Source organism: Anabaena sp. FACHB-83 (assembly GCF_014697485.1).
Lineage (GTDB): Bacteria > Cyanobacteriota > Cyanobacteriia > Cyanobacteriales > Nostocaceae > Nostoc_B.
On record NZ_JACJRY010000042.1, the window covers coordinates 36,242 to 53,019 of the forward strand.

A 16,778-nucleotide genomic window follows, 5' to 3' on the forward strand; every position below is an offset into this window, starting at 1 on the left:
GCTATCGCTACACCCAACCTACTATTCTGTTCACTGAGCGAAGTCGAAGTGAACAGCACTCAGCACTCTACTAACGACGCATAAATTCGGGGCTACCCAAGACTAATGCAGCTTTGAGTTCTGGAGGACTAGCAGCGATCGCACTTTGGGTTTTAGGCGATAGAGAGTTACCCAAGGTGTTAATTAGCTGTGTTGCATCCAGGGGCTGAACAGGGTTAATGCTTTTATTTTTGGGTTGATTATTGGCTATACCTAAAAGTGGTAAGCGACCACTACCTAACGCAGTGGCAAAGCTGAGGCGACGGTTCATCGCTTCGGGATTCAACCAGACATCTTGTGTATTTTTGTACCCGTCTGGAGTGCGGCAACCGTACACAGGCATTTCTAACTGTTCCAGGTTACGAGATAGAGGTATGGTGTTGTTAACCTCTAGGCCTGTAGCCCGGACTGCGGAGACAGTATATTGAAATGGAGTTTTAAATTTAGCGTTGAAATATTTTTTATCCCAAAATTCTGGGCTTTGAAATAAAGTTTCTAAAACTGCGCGAATATTGCCATCAGTATTACGAAAGCGTTGTGCCAGACGATCAACTAAACTAGCAGGTGGGCGATCGCTCACAAAATACTGAGCCAATTGATAACTAATATGATGGGCTGTGGCCGGACTTTGCGCCAATATATCTAAAGCTTGTTCGCCTTCAGCTTGACCACTAGCTTTAATAGTGCGTCCTAAAAAAACCTTATCATTAGGATCATGAAACTTGGGGTCAAAGTAAAATACCGATTTGCCATTTGTCTGTTGACCTGGACGTGCTATTCCCCAACCTGTAAAAATTCTCGCTAAAGCAATCACATCTTGTTGCGTGTAGCCACCATCTGCACCCAGAGTATGCAGTTCCATCAATTCTCGCGCATAGTTTTCGTTTACTCGTGGCGTAGCACCAGGACGACGACTAGCTTTGTTTTGCGAGTTGTCTAAATAAACTAGCATTGCGGGATGATGGGCTGTGGCTCCGAGTAAATCACGAAATCGCCCTAAAGCATAAGGTCTGATTGCTTCTTGTTCATACGCTCCCACCCAGTAGCGAGCATTTCCTTTACCAGAATAAACATTGAAATGGTTATACCAAAAGTCCACCATCACTTCTTGCAGTTGGCGGTTACTGCTAGTGGCTCGTAGTAACCGCGCTTTCACGGCTTCTTGTAAAATTTTGCCGCCTTTCTTTTGCAAAGCTTTCTTTTCTTCTGGGGTTGCTTGTGGTGGAGCCTTGAGATAGTTTCTAAGTTCGACTGTATTTAAATTGAGTGTTTCTAATTGCGAAAGCTGGCGGGTAAGGCTGGGTGGTTCTGATATGGAATTGGGTGAAAGTTGGGCTTTAATATAACGCTCTACACCTAAAGACTCGACTTTTTGAATCTCTCCAGGTTTTGCCCCAAAACTCAACCGATTAATTATGTGTAATATTTTTGGGTCAACAGGCTTATTAGCTGCATAGATGGGGTCACTTCCTACCAACAAGATGAACAGCAACAATACCAAATATCTGGGTTTGACTGTCATAACTTGAGTTATCCTTGCTCAGTTGGCGAACACATCGTTATTTGACTGGCTAACTCGAAAAAAAGTTCAAAATCTCCTCAGTGAATTACTGAATAAATTTAGCTACCTTTGCTAAATCTACATTACCACCACTGATAATTACACCTATTTTTGCATCTTTTACTGACACCACATTGCTGAGTAAGGCGGCGGTGGCTAATGCACCAGTGGGTTCAACGACAATTTTCAGGCGTTCCCAAAGGAAAAACATACTATTAATAATGGCAGTTTCTGAGACTGTCACCATATCATCAACGTAATTCAGCACTAGGGGAAAAGTTAACTTACCTAAACTGGGAGTCCGCACACCATCGGCAATTGTCGGTGGATTAATTACAGTTTGCAGAGTTTTACTGTGAAAAGAACGAGTTGCATCATCAGCTAGTTCTGGTTCGACACCAATCACTTTACAGGTAGGTAATAGAGCTTTTGTGGCGATCGCACATCCTGATATTAAGCCACCACCGCCACAACAAACTAATAAATAATCTAGTTGCCCAACTTCTTGAATGAGTTCTAACGCTGTGGTTCCTTGTCCGGCGATGACGTGGGGATGATCGTAAGGCGGAATCAAGGTAAGATGGCGATCGCTGGCTAAGGTTTTGGCTAATTCTTCTCGATCAGTTTCATGGCGACTGTATAAAATCACCTCTGCACCATAACTGCGGGTAGCTTGCTGCTTCACTTCTGGCGCATCGTCAGGCATCACAATAGTTGTGGGAATATGTAATAACTTTCCCGCCAGAGCGATCGCTTGGGCATGATTTCCAGAGGAAAATGTAATTACACCCTGTTGTTTTTGAATTTCTGACAACTGCACTAAGGCATTATAAGCACCCCGAAATTTAAATGCACCTGTGCGTTGAAAATTTTCGCATTTAAAAAATACTTCATTTTGGGTGCGATCGTTCACAATTCTCGAAGTCAGCACCGGAGTTTGATGTGCAACCCCCGCCAGTCGCGCCTGTGCTGCTTTTACATCGTCTACAGTGACAGAGTAATGCTGTGACATTGTGGTTATGCTGAGTAATGAGTAATGAGTGCTGAGTAATGAGTTAAAGATTTTACTTCTCACCCTGTCTCCTGCCTCAACCGCGTAGCGGTAAGTCAAAAGGCAAAAATGAAGAATACTTTTGACTTTTGGTTTTTTACAATTTTCTGTGGAGATTGGGTGTGAGGGTGAAAGGGTATGGGGTGTAAGGGTTTTGGATACTTACACCCTTACACCCTCATACCCCTGCACCCTGTTATAAAACCTTATTTTTTCGTTTTTTTGCGTAAGTCCTATAGGTAAACAACCGTTCACCCACACACTCAATCCCACAAATTAACGGAAGAACAAATATCTTCCACCTATAATTAATAAAAAGATGCCGTACAGTTTCTTCATAGTTTCACTACTAATAAATGGCTGATTGGCAAATAACGCACCAAAAAAATTTCCTACTACTAAACCAATAGCAATCATGACCGCATATTTGATGTTAATGTTACCGCTACGGTAGTAAACTGCTGCGCCTAAAATACCGATGGGTAAAATTTGGGCGGCAATAGATGTACCAGTGGCAAATTTTTGGTCTAGCCCTACTAGTAGTACCATTGCTGGCACCATAATTGCACCGCCACCGATACCAAACATCCCACCAGCAACACCAGCCGCTAAACCAATCAGCAGCATTTGTACAAGAATATTAGACATACAAAATGTTTGTTGTGTGTTGAATCATAGTATTAAGAATACAGAAATCATAAGTCAGAATTTTAGCTGGTTAATTACAGCACTTTTGAAGTAAGTGCGGTACACCATGAGCATTAAGTAATGAGTAATCAGTAGTGAGTAATAAGTAAATTCCTGACTCATTATTCATTACTCATTACTTTTTTCAATCAATTGCTGTACCTCATAAACATCGAATCTGCTGTAGTTACCCGAAACTATTCAACCCACCCCCAACCCCGTTAGCGGGGCTAGGGTGTATACACAAATCTGAGTTGCACGCATCTCTCCCGCCTCAGAATTTATTCCTAGTACAATAAGGCGGCAATAAACACACCATTTCAAAAGGCGCGAAAGCCAAGAATATAAGTCTTTTGACTTTTGACTTTTGACTTTTGACTTCCGCGTAGCGGTACTAGTCTCATAACGCCAGTCCTCAAAAGAGGACTCAAAAAGAAATTGATTCCAGTCTACTTCAGTAGACTTTAGCTATGAGCCTGGAACTTTAGTTCTAGGCGGGAATGGCTTGAACATAAAAATTTCGACTTGTGTGTACACAGTAAGTTAACAGGGCGGGGAGACGAAACACAGCTTTTTCGGGGTGGGGTTGAAAGGTTTTCGTAAGTAATCAACTGAACTTCTTCAAGATTCTGGCTACTAGATTCTGAATTCTCAATACTTCTTACAAACTCATTTTAGGTGAGAAGATTGATTTAGGTAACATCCCATGAACACCTTTTTGGGGACTATTAACAACTTGGGTGATGCGAAAATTTACCGCTAAACTACACAACACATAAGCCTCTTCTGCTGATAAATTCGCAAAACCTTGTAGAAACGCAATCATATTTTTTAAAGCTTGTTCTAAAGCTGCATCTAAGGTTTCGGCAAAACCCATTGTGATGATGTCTGTTGGGGTTTCAGCAATGGGTGTGGTGAGTGATAAATCTTTGCGGAGGGTGAGAGAAATTCTCCCGTTCATCGAAGTTTCAATGGCTGTAACATTTACTTCCCCGTCTCCTTGAGCAGAATGTCCATCACCGATAGAAAACAACGCCCCAGGGACATAAATTGGCAAAAATACCCGCGAACCTACTTGGAGTTCCCGGTTATCGATATTACCACCATAGTGACCAGGGGGAATCGAACTGCGATCGCTTTGCGGTGTCGCCACACCCAAAATACCAAAAAAGGGTGTGAGGGGAATTTTAATCCCACTGTTAGCTGGAAATTCGGCGATATTATTAGCTAAATCTAGGGGAATGAATCTTAATGCAGGTTGGGTAAATTGTTGTGCTAAAGCTCCCCACCCTGTACGAATAGCATTAAAACCCACTGGTAAACTTGGGGCGATCGCTTCTAATCTTACTTCTAAAACATCCCCAGGTTCAGCATCCCGCACATAAATCGGCCCGGTGAGTAAATGCGGCCCCCCAGCAATTTTGCGTTCATCAGGCAAATTTTGGCAGATATCTACAAATTCTGGTGTGAGAAATTCTGGCGGTGCTTTGTCGTAAATGTAGTAACCAGTGAAGGTTTCGACATCAACAGTGTCACCAGAATTAATTATGAGTGCTGGTTTTAATAAATGAGAGAACCCGCCAAGATGCACTGTTTCTGTGGTGGCTTTTAAGATGTGATGCGTCATGAATAGAGGAATCAAGTTTGATTTCTCAATTTACTTGTGTATGCAGGGCGTAGGGAATAGAAAGTGGGGAGAAAATTATTTACAAAAATTTTTCTACTTACGCTTGACAGGTATACCGCCAACCCCAATGAAGTCATAAGTATTTTAATCCGCCAAATCTTGATGTAATATCTAGATCCCCGACTTTTTCAAAAAGTCGGGGATCTAAACAGCACGACAAAATTGGTCAAAATGCGCGGATGGGTAGGTGTACAAAATCGCCCTTAAGCAAGAATGGCTGGATTCCTTGGAGGGTAAGCTTTTGCAGAAAAAATAATTAAAATTGTCCGCGCACCTTACATAGTGAAGGTTTCAGCGATTTCATGTAAATCAATTGACATTCCACCATGTTAGAATTATCCCATCCGCGAAACCGCACCTTGAAAACTAAATACAGCAAGCTTTTCCGGCTCCCGCTATTGCAATTCAAACTAATCCCTATTAGGGATTGAAACACGACTCATTAATTAACCTCACTTAATAAAACCATTGCAATTCAAACTAATCCCTATTAGGGATTGAAACGGGTAGCTACCCATATATTAATCGGTATTTCACTAAGATTGCAATTCAAACTAATCCCTATTAGGGATTGAAACATCAAGCAATACTCTTCTAAAGTTTCATAGGGAGAGTTATTGCAATTCAAACTAATCCCTATTAGGGATTGAAACTAATCGCAGGCGATCGCACCTTAACGGAGGAAAATTGCAATTCAAACTAATCCCTATTAGGGATTGAAACAGTTCTTCGCTTAACATAAATCCTCGTCAGTGCCAGATTGCAATTCAAACTAATCCCTATTAGGGATTGAAACGTCCATAATACTATTTAGTGGTGAGTTTTCTCTATTGCAATTCAAACTAATCCCTATTAGGGATTGAAACAATACGAACACCAAACAGGATATGGATGACAGGAATTGCAATTCAAACTAATCCCTATTAGGGATTGAAACTTCAAGAAGGAAATTATCAAGCAGAGGATGATTTACCTTGATTGCAATTCAAACTAATCCCTATTAGGGATTGAAACTTATGTGATGCCATTATTTTCCTTTGATTATTAGCGATATTGCAATTCAAACTAATCCCTATTAGGGATTGAAACAAATCAGGATAAAACATTCTAAAACCTGTACCATTATTGCAATTCAAACTAATCCCTATTAGGGATTGAAACAGTACACTCGTGAAAAATTCGCGCGAACCTTAAAATTGCAATTCAAACTAATCCCTATTAGGGATTGAAACATAAACAAAGTGCTGGAACACCCAGATGAGCAACTGCCGGAATATTGCAATTCAAACTAATCCCTATTAGGGATTGAAACGGGGGAGTGCGGCGGACAGGGTAGCGGCGGAAGCCTTTAAATTGCAATTCAAACTAATCCCTATTAGGGATTGAAACCCGTCAAACAACAGAAAATAATATTCAGTGGAAAATTGCTCTAATTGCAATTCAAACTAATCCCTATTAGGGATTGAAACGATAATCCCAATAACAGGGAGGATGCCAGCCAAGTTATTGCAATTCAAACTAATCCCTATTAGGGATTGAAACGTTGTGCCAAACCACACATTCTTAAGAGGTAATTCAGGATTGCAATTCAAACTAATCCCTATTAGGGATTGAAACTTTTACCTCAGATTATAAGTGTGTAAGTAGTGATTATTGCAATTCAAACTAATCCCTATTAGGGATTGAAACCAGCAAAAATACCAGAAGTCCATCTGAAGCGTTGAGAATTGCAATTCAAACTAATCCCTATTAGGGATTGAAACTCCTTAACGATACCTAAGATAGGGTCTTTGATTTCGACAGATATTGCAATTCAAACTAATCCCTATTAGGGATTGAAACCAGGCGTGGGGTAGTACCAGCGAACCGCCTTTTGATTGCAATTCAAACTAATCCCTATTAGGGATTGAAACGTCTTGACCGCGATCGCAAAATACATCATCTTCAAACACTGCAATTTAAACTAACCCCTATTAGGGATTAAAACCATTGATCTACTCTGTATTTATTATATGGGTCGCCCGGGATTCGAACCCGGAACTAATCGGTTAAAAGCCGAGTACTCTACCGTTGAGTTAGCGACCCTTTTGCTTTGTTTGCAACTTTGCCATCATAGCACAAACACCATTGGATTTGTAAAGGGGTTTTTAGAAAAAACTTGCCGTCAATCTAACAGATGCTTGATAGCTGGCTCCTGGCTCTACCACAGTCAAATTTTCGCCTGTGTTTAGAGAGTTGCGCGGCGCACTCCAAGGTTCCAAACAATAAAAGTCTTTGCCCTTGAGCGTCCAAAATACCACGATGGGATATTCATCGCCGTAATCTAAAGTCAATTTTAATTTACGACTGTTGTCTGTGACTGTAGCTGAATTAGCAGTTAGTTCCTTAAAGGCAACATCAATCTCATCCAAATTGAAATCAAAATTCCCACCAAAGAATTTTCTTTCCTTAGTTCTCTGGTCTTGATACTCACCAGCCGGAATCGCAAACTCTAGCTGAGTTTTATCTGGGGCTTGGAAGTAAGGATGAAACCCGGTAGAAAAGGGTATTGGTGTGGCAGAAGAATTATGCAGATGTTGTTGAATTTCCAGAGTATTTCCATTGATTTTGTAACTGAAACTTAAATCAAAATCAAAGGGATATACCGCTTTTGTTTGCTCGTTGCTGACCAGATGAACTTTGACATAAGTTGTCTTGTCTTCCGAGACTTCCTCAAGTTCCCAAGGCAAATCACGGGCAAAGCCATGCTGTTTGAGAGTATATTGCTGCCCATTGTGAGTATAAGTGTTATCAGGTAAGTTACCACAGATGGGAAACAATATGGGATTTCCGCCCCTAATACTCAAATCAGGATGAGTAAAGCGTTCTGTATCCAAGTAGAAAATTTCTTGACCTTGGACTTGCCAGCTAGTAATAATCCCGCCCCGTTCTGGGACAACTTCTATCTGATTACCAGTGGTGTCGTCAGCCAGAATATAAGTTTTGTATTGTCTTTGTTCAATGGTAATTTTAGGCACAAGATGAGTCCTTAGAGGTTATAGGTTACAGATGAGAGGTGAGAGGTGAGCCACTGCGGTGGACGGGTTTCCCGGCATAAAGCAAGTGGCGAACCCGGAGGGTGAGAGGCTGAATACATATTTCTAGCCTCTAGTTTCTAGTACAAAAAGGCAAAAGTAAAAGGTCAAAAGGAAAAAGAAAGAATAGTAATACCACAAGCCTTTTAGCAATTTCTTATGGTCACTTAGCATGGTCGAAACATGGTCTGTTTATTTTCACCGAACTGTACTAACATCTAGTCTCTAGTGCAACTCGGCGGAAATTAAAGATACCATTTCAAGTAGCGAAAAGCTTGTGATATGAGCTTTTTGACTTTTGACTTTTAACTTTTGACTTCCGCATAGCGGTACTAGTCCCTCATTTCCCACTCCCTAGTCTCTGACAACTACTCGTCTTCTGCAAATATAAAGCGATACAATTCGCTAGGATCAGGTTCAGGACTGCTTTCGGCAAACTTCACAGCCTCATCAATTAAGTCTTGAATCTTCTTGTCAACTGCCTTAAGTTCTTCCTCAGTTGCCAAATTCTGTTCCACCATATAAGCAGCTAGTTTCTTAATTGGGTCACGGGAGAACCAAAATTCTTTCTCGGCTTTGCTGCGTAATTCGTCTGGGTCGGCTAGGGAGTGACCACGGAAGCGATAGGTGAGGGCTTCAATTAATGTTGGCCCTTCTCCAGCACGGGCGCGGGCGACGGCTTCTTGGGCGACAGAATGAACTGCGAGTACGTCCATGCCGTCTACTTCTACGCCCACCATGTTAAACACACTGGCTTTTTTATAAATTTCTGGGTCGGAGGTGGCGCGGTCATGTGCCATCCCAATTGCCCATTTATTATTTTCCACCACAAAAATAATTGGCAGTTTCCATAAAGCTGCCATATTCAAGGTTTCAAAAAATTGACCGTTGTTAGCCGCACCATCACCAAAGAAGCAAGCGGTTACTTGGTCGGCTTTTGGGTCGCCCAAAACTTCACGGCGATATTTGCTTTGAAAAGCTGCACCAGCCGCCACCGGAATGCCTTCAGCCACGAAAGCGTAACCACCTAATAAGTTATGTTCCGCCGAGAACATGTGCATGGAACCGCCACGTCCTTTGCTGCAACCTGTAGCTTTACCGAATAATTCGGCCATAACTTCACGGGCTGGAACTCCCGCACTCAAGGCGTGAACGTGGTCGCGGTAGGTACTGCTAACGTAATCTTCTCCCGGACGCATTGCCTTGATAACGCCAGTCGAAACGGCTTCTTGACCGTTATATAGGTGGACAAAACCAAACATTTTGCCCCTATAGTACATTTCAGCGCATTTGTCTTCAAAAAAGCGTCCTAACACCATATCTTCGTACAGCATTAAGCCTTCCGCTTTGGTGATTTGGGCGCTGGCAGTATCAAATTTAGGTAACGTCCGTTCTTGAACCATTATTTTTTTAGTATCCCTGTTGTCAAACTGAAATTTACCATGTTAAATAGGCCGATGTTTGGCCTGGTTGTGCTGAAGACAAAAACTAAAATTTGGGCGCTAAGTAGGATAATTGGGATATAGAGGCAAAAAATAGGTGAATTTTGGATTTTATCGTCGCTATCTGCGATTTTTACACCCTAACTGCCATAAATGACCTTGAATGTTGCCCTCTGGCGTTTTACAATCCCAACTTCTGTACAGATGCTATCAATCAGGATAGCTTTGTTTCTGCATATCTATTAACAATTTCCCACAAATAAACGCCGCAATTGCATTTAGCTTGCTAGATATGGGAATACGGTTTGATTCCTGAATCTATTTGTGTAGGCAGGGAGTAGGTAATGGGGAGTAGGGAGTAGGAAAGAAGGCTGAACTGGGTGTACTGATTTTTTTCCCAAATCAAATATGAGTCCTATAAGTAAGTCGCTGGGACAAAACAAAACTATCTTAAGAAAGGTTAACTAAACTAAAACCTTCTTCCCTCCTGCCTTCTGCCTGGTTGGTGAATCTCGACTTCGCTCGATTACCGCGAAGCCGAACCACTGCCTCCTGCCTTTTCCTATCTACTTAGTTGTAACTCAAGGTCTAAGTATGGTAACATTTTGTTCCTTGTAATTATCACGCATCTACCATTACAAGTATTGCTACTATCACTCCAGAGCCAGGGCAAACACGTAAGTATAATGTCAAGCAGATAAACTTATTTATTTAGGTATGTCGATTATGATGAGCGATCGCAGTAAAATTTGGCAGTGTTTAATGGCTGATAGCAGTTATACACAAGGAAATACTAAGAATTAAAACAAAGTTTCCCTCTTATCTAGGCGAAGTTAAATTAATAGTACTAAAATGTGTCTCAAAATTTTAGAGGGAACAAAATTAATTGTTGCAATATACACTTAATAGTGTAAGTCCGGCGCGGTGTTATTCACCGTAATATTGTGGCACGGTTTTACATACCTGGAATGCTCTAGGTGGATTATGTTGATCTCGGTGCAGGGGAAGTAGGCTGTGCGAATTCCGCTAGATTACTACCGAATTTTAGGACTACCGTTAGCGGCAAGTGAAGAACAATTGCGGCAAGCATATAGCGATCGCATTGTACAACTGCCACGACGGGAGTATTCTCAAGCAGCAATTTCTTCTCGTAAACAAATTATAGAAACAGCTTACGTGGTTTTATCAAATCCAAAAGAACGTAGCAGTTACGATCAGCTTTATCTGTCCCATGCTTATGATCCTGATGGCACAGCTACTGCCACAGTCACCGCAGGCAACCGCACAGAAACTAGTCATGATCTTGATAGTCAAGGCCTGAGTATTGACGTTCCCCAACAGGAATTAGTCGGGGCGTTATTAATCTTGCAAGAGTTGGGGGAATACGAACAAGTCCTCAAACTCGGTAAAACATACCTTGCTAACCATAATGGTGTTGCCTCGGCCAAAATTGGCAATCATCCCATCGAGGAAGACTTTCTCGAAAGCAGCGAACATCCAGATATTGTTTTGACTGTGGCTTTGGCCTGCCTAGAATTAGGGCGGGAACAGTGGCAACAAGGTTATTACGAAAATGCCGCAGTTTCCTTAGAGTCTGGGTTAGAAATGCTGGTGAGTGAAGGCATATTTTCCAGCGTCCAGGCAGAAATTCAAGCTGACCTTTATAAACTACGTCCTTATCGGATTTTAGAATTACTACAGTTATCTTTAGAAAAAACAGTAGAACGTCGCCGAGGCTTAGAATTATTACAAAGTATCCTGGAAGATCGCGGTGGCATTGATGGCACCCACAACGATCAATCGGGTTTAAGCATAGATGATTTTCTGCGATTTATTCAGCAAATCCGCCACTATTTAACAGTTACAGAACAGCATAAGTTATTTGAAGCCGAAAGTAAGCGCCCATCGGCAGTAGCTACTTACCTCGCCGTTTATGCTTTGATTGCTAGAGGATTTGCCCAACGTCAACCCGCTTTAATTCGTCAGGCTAGGCAAATGCTACTGCATTTGGGTAAGCGTCAAGATGTGCATCTAGAACAGTCACTTTGTGCTTTGTTGTTGGGACAAACCGAAGAAGCAACCCGCGTTTTGGAAATGAGTCAGGAATACGAAGCTTTAGCTTTTATTCGGGAAAAATCCCAGGACTCGCCTGATTTATTACCGGGTTTGTGTTTGTATGGCGAACAGTGGTTACAAAATGAAGTGTTTCCCCATTTTCGGGATTTATCCAGACAGCCAGCCGCACTCAAAGATTACTTTGCTAACCCCCAAGTGCAAGCGTATTTAGAAGCATTACCTACAGATGCCGAAACTACCAACGAATGGGGTTTCATTAATCGTCAACCTGTTAACGCACCGCCAGCAAATCACCGTCAACCAAATACGCCTGGGGTTTCTCGTCCAAATCAAGCTAAAATGCCAGATTTGGATTTACCAGAAACTCCCAACCATAAACGACCTGAATATTCTCAGGTACCGCTACCGAGAACCAATACCCCACCTGCACCAGCTATGGCTAGTCGCACCCCAACGCCGGAAATTCCCGTTGCGTCTTTTACTTCCCCAGACCGGACAAACAACACAACAGGTCATCATCTCAATGGTAAAAGTGCTGCGCCCCATCCGACACCAAAGCGCCGACGACGGAAGCCGACCAATCAACCTATTAACCGAGAACATAGGTTAGATAATAACCGCGATCGCCGACCTCGCCAACGCCGCCCTGTCAGCAGTGTAGACCGCAAAACCAGATTAGTCTGGACAGTATTTGCTTCCTTGGCTGGGATATTAGTTTTTTGGTTAATCATTTCCACCACCTTTGGCTGGTTGAAAGATATCTTTGCCCCATCTCCAGGTTTACCAGAAAACCCCTTAGCAATAAAACTTAATCAACCACCCATAAAAATTCCTGATGCCAATAGTGAATTAATGCCACCTGACGGCCCCCTCACCGATGCAACCGCCGAAGAAGTAATTCGGACATGGCTTTCTACCAAAGCTTTAGCATTAGGGCCAAACCATGATGTTAACAGTTTAAATAACATTTTAACTGGCGCATCTTTGTCTCAATGGCGGTTAGTTGCCCAGCAAGATAAATTAGATAACCGCTATCGCAAATACGACCACAGCATCAAAATAGAATTTGTCAGTAAAAATGACCTAGACCCAAATCGCGCCGCCGTTTTAGCGACTGTTAAAGAAGCAACACAGTTTTATGAAAATGGTCTGAAGAAAAAGTCTTCTAACGAAAGTTTGCGGGTTCGTTATGATTTAATTCGGCGCGATGGTATGTGGCGGATTCAAAGTATGTATGTGGTGAATCAAATTACAATGAATTTTTAAAGTCTGAAGTGTGAAAGGGAGAAAGTTTGATTTGTGATCATTGTGTCTTTCAGATCCCCGACTTCTCAAAGAAGTCGGGGATCTTATTTATCACGAATGATTTTGAACGCTAGTTATAGCAGTAGCAAACAGGAGCATCCCACTTTTTTTAATACGTCATTGCGAGCGCAACGAAGTGGAGTGAAGCAATCGCAAAATCCCTCACTAAGAACGAGTCCATGCGATTGCTTCGTCGTGCCTCCTCGCAATGACAGGATTATTATTTTGCTGAGTAATAAAAACTGGGATGCACCCGTAGCAAACTTGCTTAAGACATCGATAAATAATAAGACTTAGACACCACAAAGCTTTTAACCCTGTCACCTGTCACCTATTACCTGTCCCCTACTATAAAGTTAAATAAATCTAAAAATAACTTGATAATATAGCTATGTTGTTTGCAGTTTGTAACATTAACTGCATGACTTATTGCAGTTTGTAAATATTTTTTGTAACTGCAAGGAATATTCCTTTAGACTGAAACTCAATTGCAAAATATTGGGATCGAGGCCAATGCAGTCGATGAATTTCTTGTGTCATGATTTTGTAGTTGCGGTCTCCTTTGGTGCTTGTATTCTTGGTTTAGTATTGCTTTGGGACGGTAAGCAACCAAAAGATGACATAGAAGAAACAGAAAAAATTTTGTTTAGAATGAGTTTTTCTTACTGGCTGGTATATTGTGTTGCTTTTGCCTTAGAAAAAGTCATTTTACCTGATTGGGAATCTGTCGTGATGTCTTTGAAAATCACCGCAGCTTTGTCATATTTCTTAACATTTTCTTGTATTCTGAGTTTGCCGCTACATAAATTCGCCGTGCATCGAGTTGAAGAATAGTCAGAGAAAGTGTGAAGTATGAAGTATGAAGTGTGAAGTATGAAGTGTGAAATGAAATCAACTAGACAAAAACGAGCTAGTACCTAACTGTTAAGTTGATTTATGTTTCATGGCGATCGCGATCGCTGTTTGTAGTTCATCCTGAACTAAACTAGTCAGGATGAACACCTCTTGCACTGTCTTACCTTGTCTAGCGATAATTTTGTAACCCCCGCGAATTGGGACAGATATACGTAATTGCATTTTGGGGCTATGACCTTTTACCCGCCCAATTACGCCTGGGGTAATGGTGTAAATGCCTTCTTGCAAGCAGAGATTTTCTAAAATGGGAATCAGACCGGGAAGATGGGTAGAGTGATTCCAAACGAGTCTGCCATCTTTGCGTTTATTAGCTTTCTGCGAGTTTGTGGTAGATTTATCCATGATCTTAAGCCGCTTCTAGGGGAGCCATTGTTAAACCGGCTCGGCGCAGCTGTTGGTGATACAATTCTGCTGGTTCTTGCGGCCCTACCCAAACGATCGCTTGTCCTTCATAATGTACCTGATTCGTTAAATCCCAAGCGCGATCGCTAGTCATATTCGGGATATACTTCATCAAGCACTCAGCGACGTGTTGAAAAGTATTGAAGTCATCGTTCAACACAATCACCTTGTAATTAGGATATTGTTTGCGAATAGTTTGACTAGACCGTTCAGGAGCAATAGTTGGTGCTGTACCCATCCCGTAAACAGCTACTGAAAGTCTTGTAAGCATAAAATAGTCGGCTACCTGGATTCACAAAACTACATTATAAGTGAATAGTTTAGTCCATAATCTAGCCAGAGAATAGGGAGTTGGGAATGGGGGTTGACAAATGACCAATGACCAAAAATAGGTAAACCTAGCAGGAAGCACATCACAGACAACCTGCTAGGAGGAAAAAATTTATTCTCGCCATGTTTGAAGGGTAGAGCTTATTTAAAATCAATAATGTCTATCCTTCGTTAGAATAACCAAATTGCTTGTACAACAGGGTTAAGAAAAGTCAATCAATTAGTTAACGCTTTGAAAAAGGGAACAGGCTTCGGCAAGATAATAGAGCGAACAACAAAGACAAGGGAGACAAGGCAGACAAGGGAGAGAGATGTTGATAAATCATTTAGGATTGCTATAGCTCATAATATTAAACAGACGCTTCATACTTCTTAACTATTTAGCTTTATTAAAACAATGGCGAGAGATTTGCGGGGATTCATCAAACTTTTAGAAGAAAGAGGACAATTACGGCGAATTTCTGCCTTGGTTGACCCAGAATTAGAAATTGCGGAGATTTCTAACCAAATGCTGCAAAAAGGCGGGCCGGGGTTGTTGTTTGAGAACGTCAAAGGCGCTTCTTTCCCCGTAGCGGTGAATTTGTTGGGGACAGTGGAAAGAATCTGCTGGTCAATGAATATGCAGCATCCCCAAGAATTAGAAACCTTGGGTAAAAAGCTGAGTATGCTACAGCAGCCAAAACCACCGAAAAAGATTTCCCAGGCGATAGATTTTGGGAAAGTGCTGTTTGATGTCATCAAAGCCAAACCAGGGAGAGACTTTTTTCCGGCTTGTCAGCAAGTGGTAATTCAAGGTGATGATTTAGATTTAAATACTATACCCTTGATTCGTCCTTATCCTGGTGATGCTGGCAAGATTATCACCTTGGGGTTAGTCATTACCAAAGATTGTGAGACGGGTACGCCGAATGTGGGTGTATATCGCTTGCAATTGCAATCGAAAAACACCATGACTGTTCACTGGTTATCAGTGCGGGGTGGGGCAAGACACTTGCGGAAAGCGGCAGAACGTGGGAAGAAATTAGAAGTAGCGATCGCTCTTGGTGTAGATCCATTAATTATCATGGCAGCTGCTACACCCATCCCGGTAGACTTATCAGAATGGTTATTTGCGGGGTTGTATGGCGGTTCTGGTGTACAGTTGGCAAAGTGTAAAACAGTCGATTTAGAAGTTCCGGCTGATTCTGAATTTGTCTTAGAAGGAACAATTACCCCAGGAGAAGTTTTACCAGACGGGCCTTTTGGCGACCACATGGGTTATTACGGCGGCGTGGAAGACTCGCCTTTAATTCGCTTTGGGTGTATGACGCACCGCAAAGACCCGATATATTTAACCACATTTAGCGGTCGTCCACCGAAAGAAGAAGCGATGATGGCGATCGCACTCAATCGTATATATACCCCAATTCTGCGCCAACAAGTCTCAGAAATTGTGGATTTCTTCTTACCAATGGAAGCTTTGAGTTACAAAGCCGCGATTATTTCCATTGATAAAGCCTATCCCGGACAAGCACGCCGCGCCGCCTTAGCCTTTTGGAGTGCGTTACCGCAATTTACCTACACCAAATTTGTGATTGTCGTCGATAAAGATATTAATATCCGCGACCCCAGACAAGTTGTTTGGGCTATCAGTTCTAAAGTTGACCCCACCCGCGACGTGTTTATTTTGCCAAATACACCCTTTGACACCTTAGATTTTGCTAGTGAAAAAATTGGTTTAGGTGGACGGATGGGAATTGATGCAACTACCAAAATTCCCCCCGAAACCGAACATGAATGGGGCGCACCACTAGAATCTGATCCTGATGTCGCCGCAATGGTAGAACGAAGATGGGCAGAATATGGTTTAGCAGACTTGCAGTTAGGCGAAGTTGACCCCAACTTATTTGGTTATGACATGAAATAGATCAGGACTTACGCTTTTTGTGAAGAATGGGTGTAAGGGTTTTAAATTAGTACATCCCTATAAGCCTTCACCCGTCCCCAAACCATTGATTTTTCGTCTCACGGTGTAAGTACCAATTTTTTTAGACTGGTGTGGGTTGGGTGGCTTCGGTGTACACACAAATCATCTGATCCCCCTAAATCCCCCTTAAAAAGGCAGGACTGTTTCATTCTAAAAAGGAAAAAAGTAATTTAATATCATGGGCGCAATGCCGTATTGCTCTGGTGAGGGAATCAAAACCATTGTGACGCAAGAGGTTAATCA

At 42.0% G+C, this 16,778-nt stretch carries 11 protein-coding genes, 1 tRNA gene and 1 CRISPR repeat array; of the genes, 3 read left to right on the forward strand and 9 right to left on the reverse strand.

Going from position 1 to position 16,778, the window contains the following annotated elements; genetic code table 11:
- Positions 1 to 70 precede the first annotated feature (70 nt).
- From H6G79_RS29205 to pdhA, 7 genes are all read right to left on the reverse strand, one after another.
- Positions 71 to 1,561: a DUF1800 domain-containing protein gene (locus H6G79_RS29205; protein ID WP_190593541.1), complete on the reverse strand. Its 1,491-nt coding sequence runs from the start codon at positions 1,559 to 1,561 to the stop codon at positions 71 to 73.
- A gap of 85 nt (positions 1,562 to 1,646) precedes the next feature.
- Entirely contained in the window at positions 1,647 to 2,612 is a 966-nt protein-coding gene (locus H6G79_RS29210; protein WP_190593543.1) for a threo-3-hydroxy-L-aspartate ammonia-lyase, read from the reverse strand.
- Positions 2,613 to 2,927: 315 nt separating this feature from the next.
- A complete protein-coding gene (locus H6G79_RS29215; protein WP_190593546.1) occupies positions 2,928 to 3,299 on the reverse strand; it encodes a sulfite exporter TauE/SafE family protein in 372 nt (123 codons plus the stop codon).
- A 700-nt stretch (positions 3,300 to 3,999) separates the two neighbouring features.
- Positions 4,000 to 4,965: an acetamidase/formamidase family protein gene (locus H6G79_RS29220; RefSeq protein WP_190593547.1), complete on the reverse strand. Its 966-nt coding sequence runs from the start codon at positions 4,963 to 4,965 to the stop codon at positions 4,000 to 4,002.
- A gap of 457 nt (positions 4,966 to 5,422) precedes the next feature.
- A CRISPR array of direct repeats spans positions 5,423 to 7,012; the repeat unit is 37 nt; unit sequence ATTGCAATTCAAACTAATCCCTATTAGGGATTGAAAC.
- A 26-nt stretch (positions 7,013 to 7,038) separates the two neighbouring features.
- Positions 7,039 to 7,110: transfer RNA gene (locus tag H6G79_RS29225), tRNA-Lys, on the reverse strand.
- A gap of 62 nt (positions 7,111 to 7,172) precedes the next feature.
- Positions 7,173 to 8,042: an aldose epimerase gene (locus H6G79_RS29230; protein ID WP_190593549.1), complete on the reverse strand. Its 870-nt coding sequence runs from the start codon at positions 8,040 to 8,042 to the stop codon at positions 7,173 to 7,175.
- A 425-nt stretch (positions 8,043 to 8,467) separates the two neighbouring features.
- Complete coding sequence (gene pdhA / locus H6G79_RS29235) at positions 8,468 to 9,502, reverse strand: pyruvate dehydrogenase (acetyl-transferring) E1 component subunit alpha (RefSeq protein ID WP_190593551.1); 1,035 nt, start codon at positions 9,500 to 9,502, stop codon at positions 8,468 to 8,470.
- Between the two features lie 1,053 nt (positions 9,503 to 10,555).
- Between pdhA and H6G79_RS29240 the strand changes: the two genes are divergently transcribed.
- Together H6G79_RS29240 and H6G79_RS29245 are read left to right on the forward strand one after the other, a co-directional pair.
- Positions 10,556 to 12,883, forward strand: coding sequence for an IMS domain-containing protein (locus H6G79_RS29240; RefSeq protein WP_190593552.1), 2,328 nt, complete (start codon positions 10,556 to 10,558; stop codon positions 12,881 to 12,883).
- 552 nt (positions 12,884 to 13,435) lie between these two features.
- On the forward strand, positions 13,436 to 13,756 hold the full coding sequence (locus H6G79_RS29245) for a hypothetical protein (protein ID WP_190593554.1): 321 nt from the start codon (positions 13,436 to 13,438) through the stop codon (positions 13,754 to 13,756).
- 90 nt (positions 13,757 to 13,846) lie between these two features.
- Here the strand turns inward: H6G79_RS29245 and H6G79_RS29250 are convergent, their stop codons facing one another.
- Entirely contained in the window at positions 13,847 to 14,179 is a 333-nt protein-coding gene (locus tag H6G79_RS29250) for a DUF2103 domain-containing protein (RefSeq protein ID WP_190593556.1), read from the reverse strand.
- A gap of 4 nt (positions 14,180 to 14,183) precedes the next feature.
- On the reverse strand, positions 14,184 to 14,510 hold the full coding sequence (gene clpS / locus H6G79_RS29255; protein WP_190593558.1) for an ATP-dependent Clp protease adapter ClpS: 327 nt from the start codon (positions 14,508 to 14,510) through the stop codon (positions 14,184 to 14,186).
- 456 nt (positions 14,511 to 14,966) lie between these two features.
- On the opposite strand from clpS, the gene H6G79_RS29260 reads away from it, so the two are divergent.
- Positions 14,967 to 16,475, forward strand: a complete 1,509-nt coding sequence (locus H6G79_RS29260) for a UbiD family decarboxylase (protein ID WP_190593560.1) — start codon at positions 14,967 to 14,969, stop codon at positions 16,473 to 16,475.
- Positions 16,476 to 16,778 lie beyond the last annotated feature (303 nt).

Coding starts and splice junctions, on each gene's coding strand:
- H6G79_RS29205 (WP_190593541.1), bottom strand. CDS start 1,561: ATGACAGTCAAACCCAGATATTTGGTATTGTTGCTGTTCATCTTGTTG.
- H6G79_RS29210 (WP_190593543.1), bottom strand. CDS start 2,612: ATGTCACAGCATTACTCTGTCACTGTAGACGATGTAAAAGCAGCACAG.
- H6G79_RS29215 (WP_190593546.1), bottom strand. CDS start 3,299: ATGTCTAATATTCTTGTACAAATGCTGCTGATTGGTTTAGCGGCTGGT.
- H6G79_RS29220 (WP_190593547.1), bottom strand. CDS start 4,965: ATGACGCATCACATCTTAAAAGCCACCACAGAAACAGTGCATCTTGGC.
- pdhA (WP_190593551.1), bottom strand. CDS start 9,502: ATGGTTCAAGAACGGACGTTACCTAAATTTGATACTGCCAGCGCCCAA.
- H6G79_RS29245 (WP_190593554.1), top strand. CDS start 13,436: ATGCAGTCGATGAATTTCTTGTGTCATGATTTTGTAGTTGCGGTCTCC.
- H6G79_RS29250 (WP_190593556.1), bottom strand. CDS start 14,179: ATGGATAAATCTACCACAAACTCGCAGAAAGCTAATAAACGCAAAGAT.
- clpS (WP_190593558.1), bottom strand. CDS start 14,510: ATGCTTACAAGACTTTCAGTAGCTGTTTACGGGATGGGTACAGCACCA.
- H6G79_RS29260 (WP_190593560.1), top strand. CDS start 14,967: ATGGCGAGAGATTTGCGGGGATTCATCAAACTTTTAGAAGAAAGAGGA.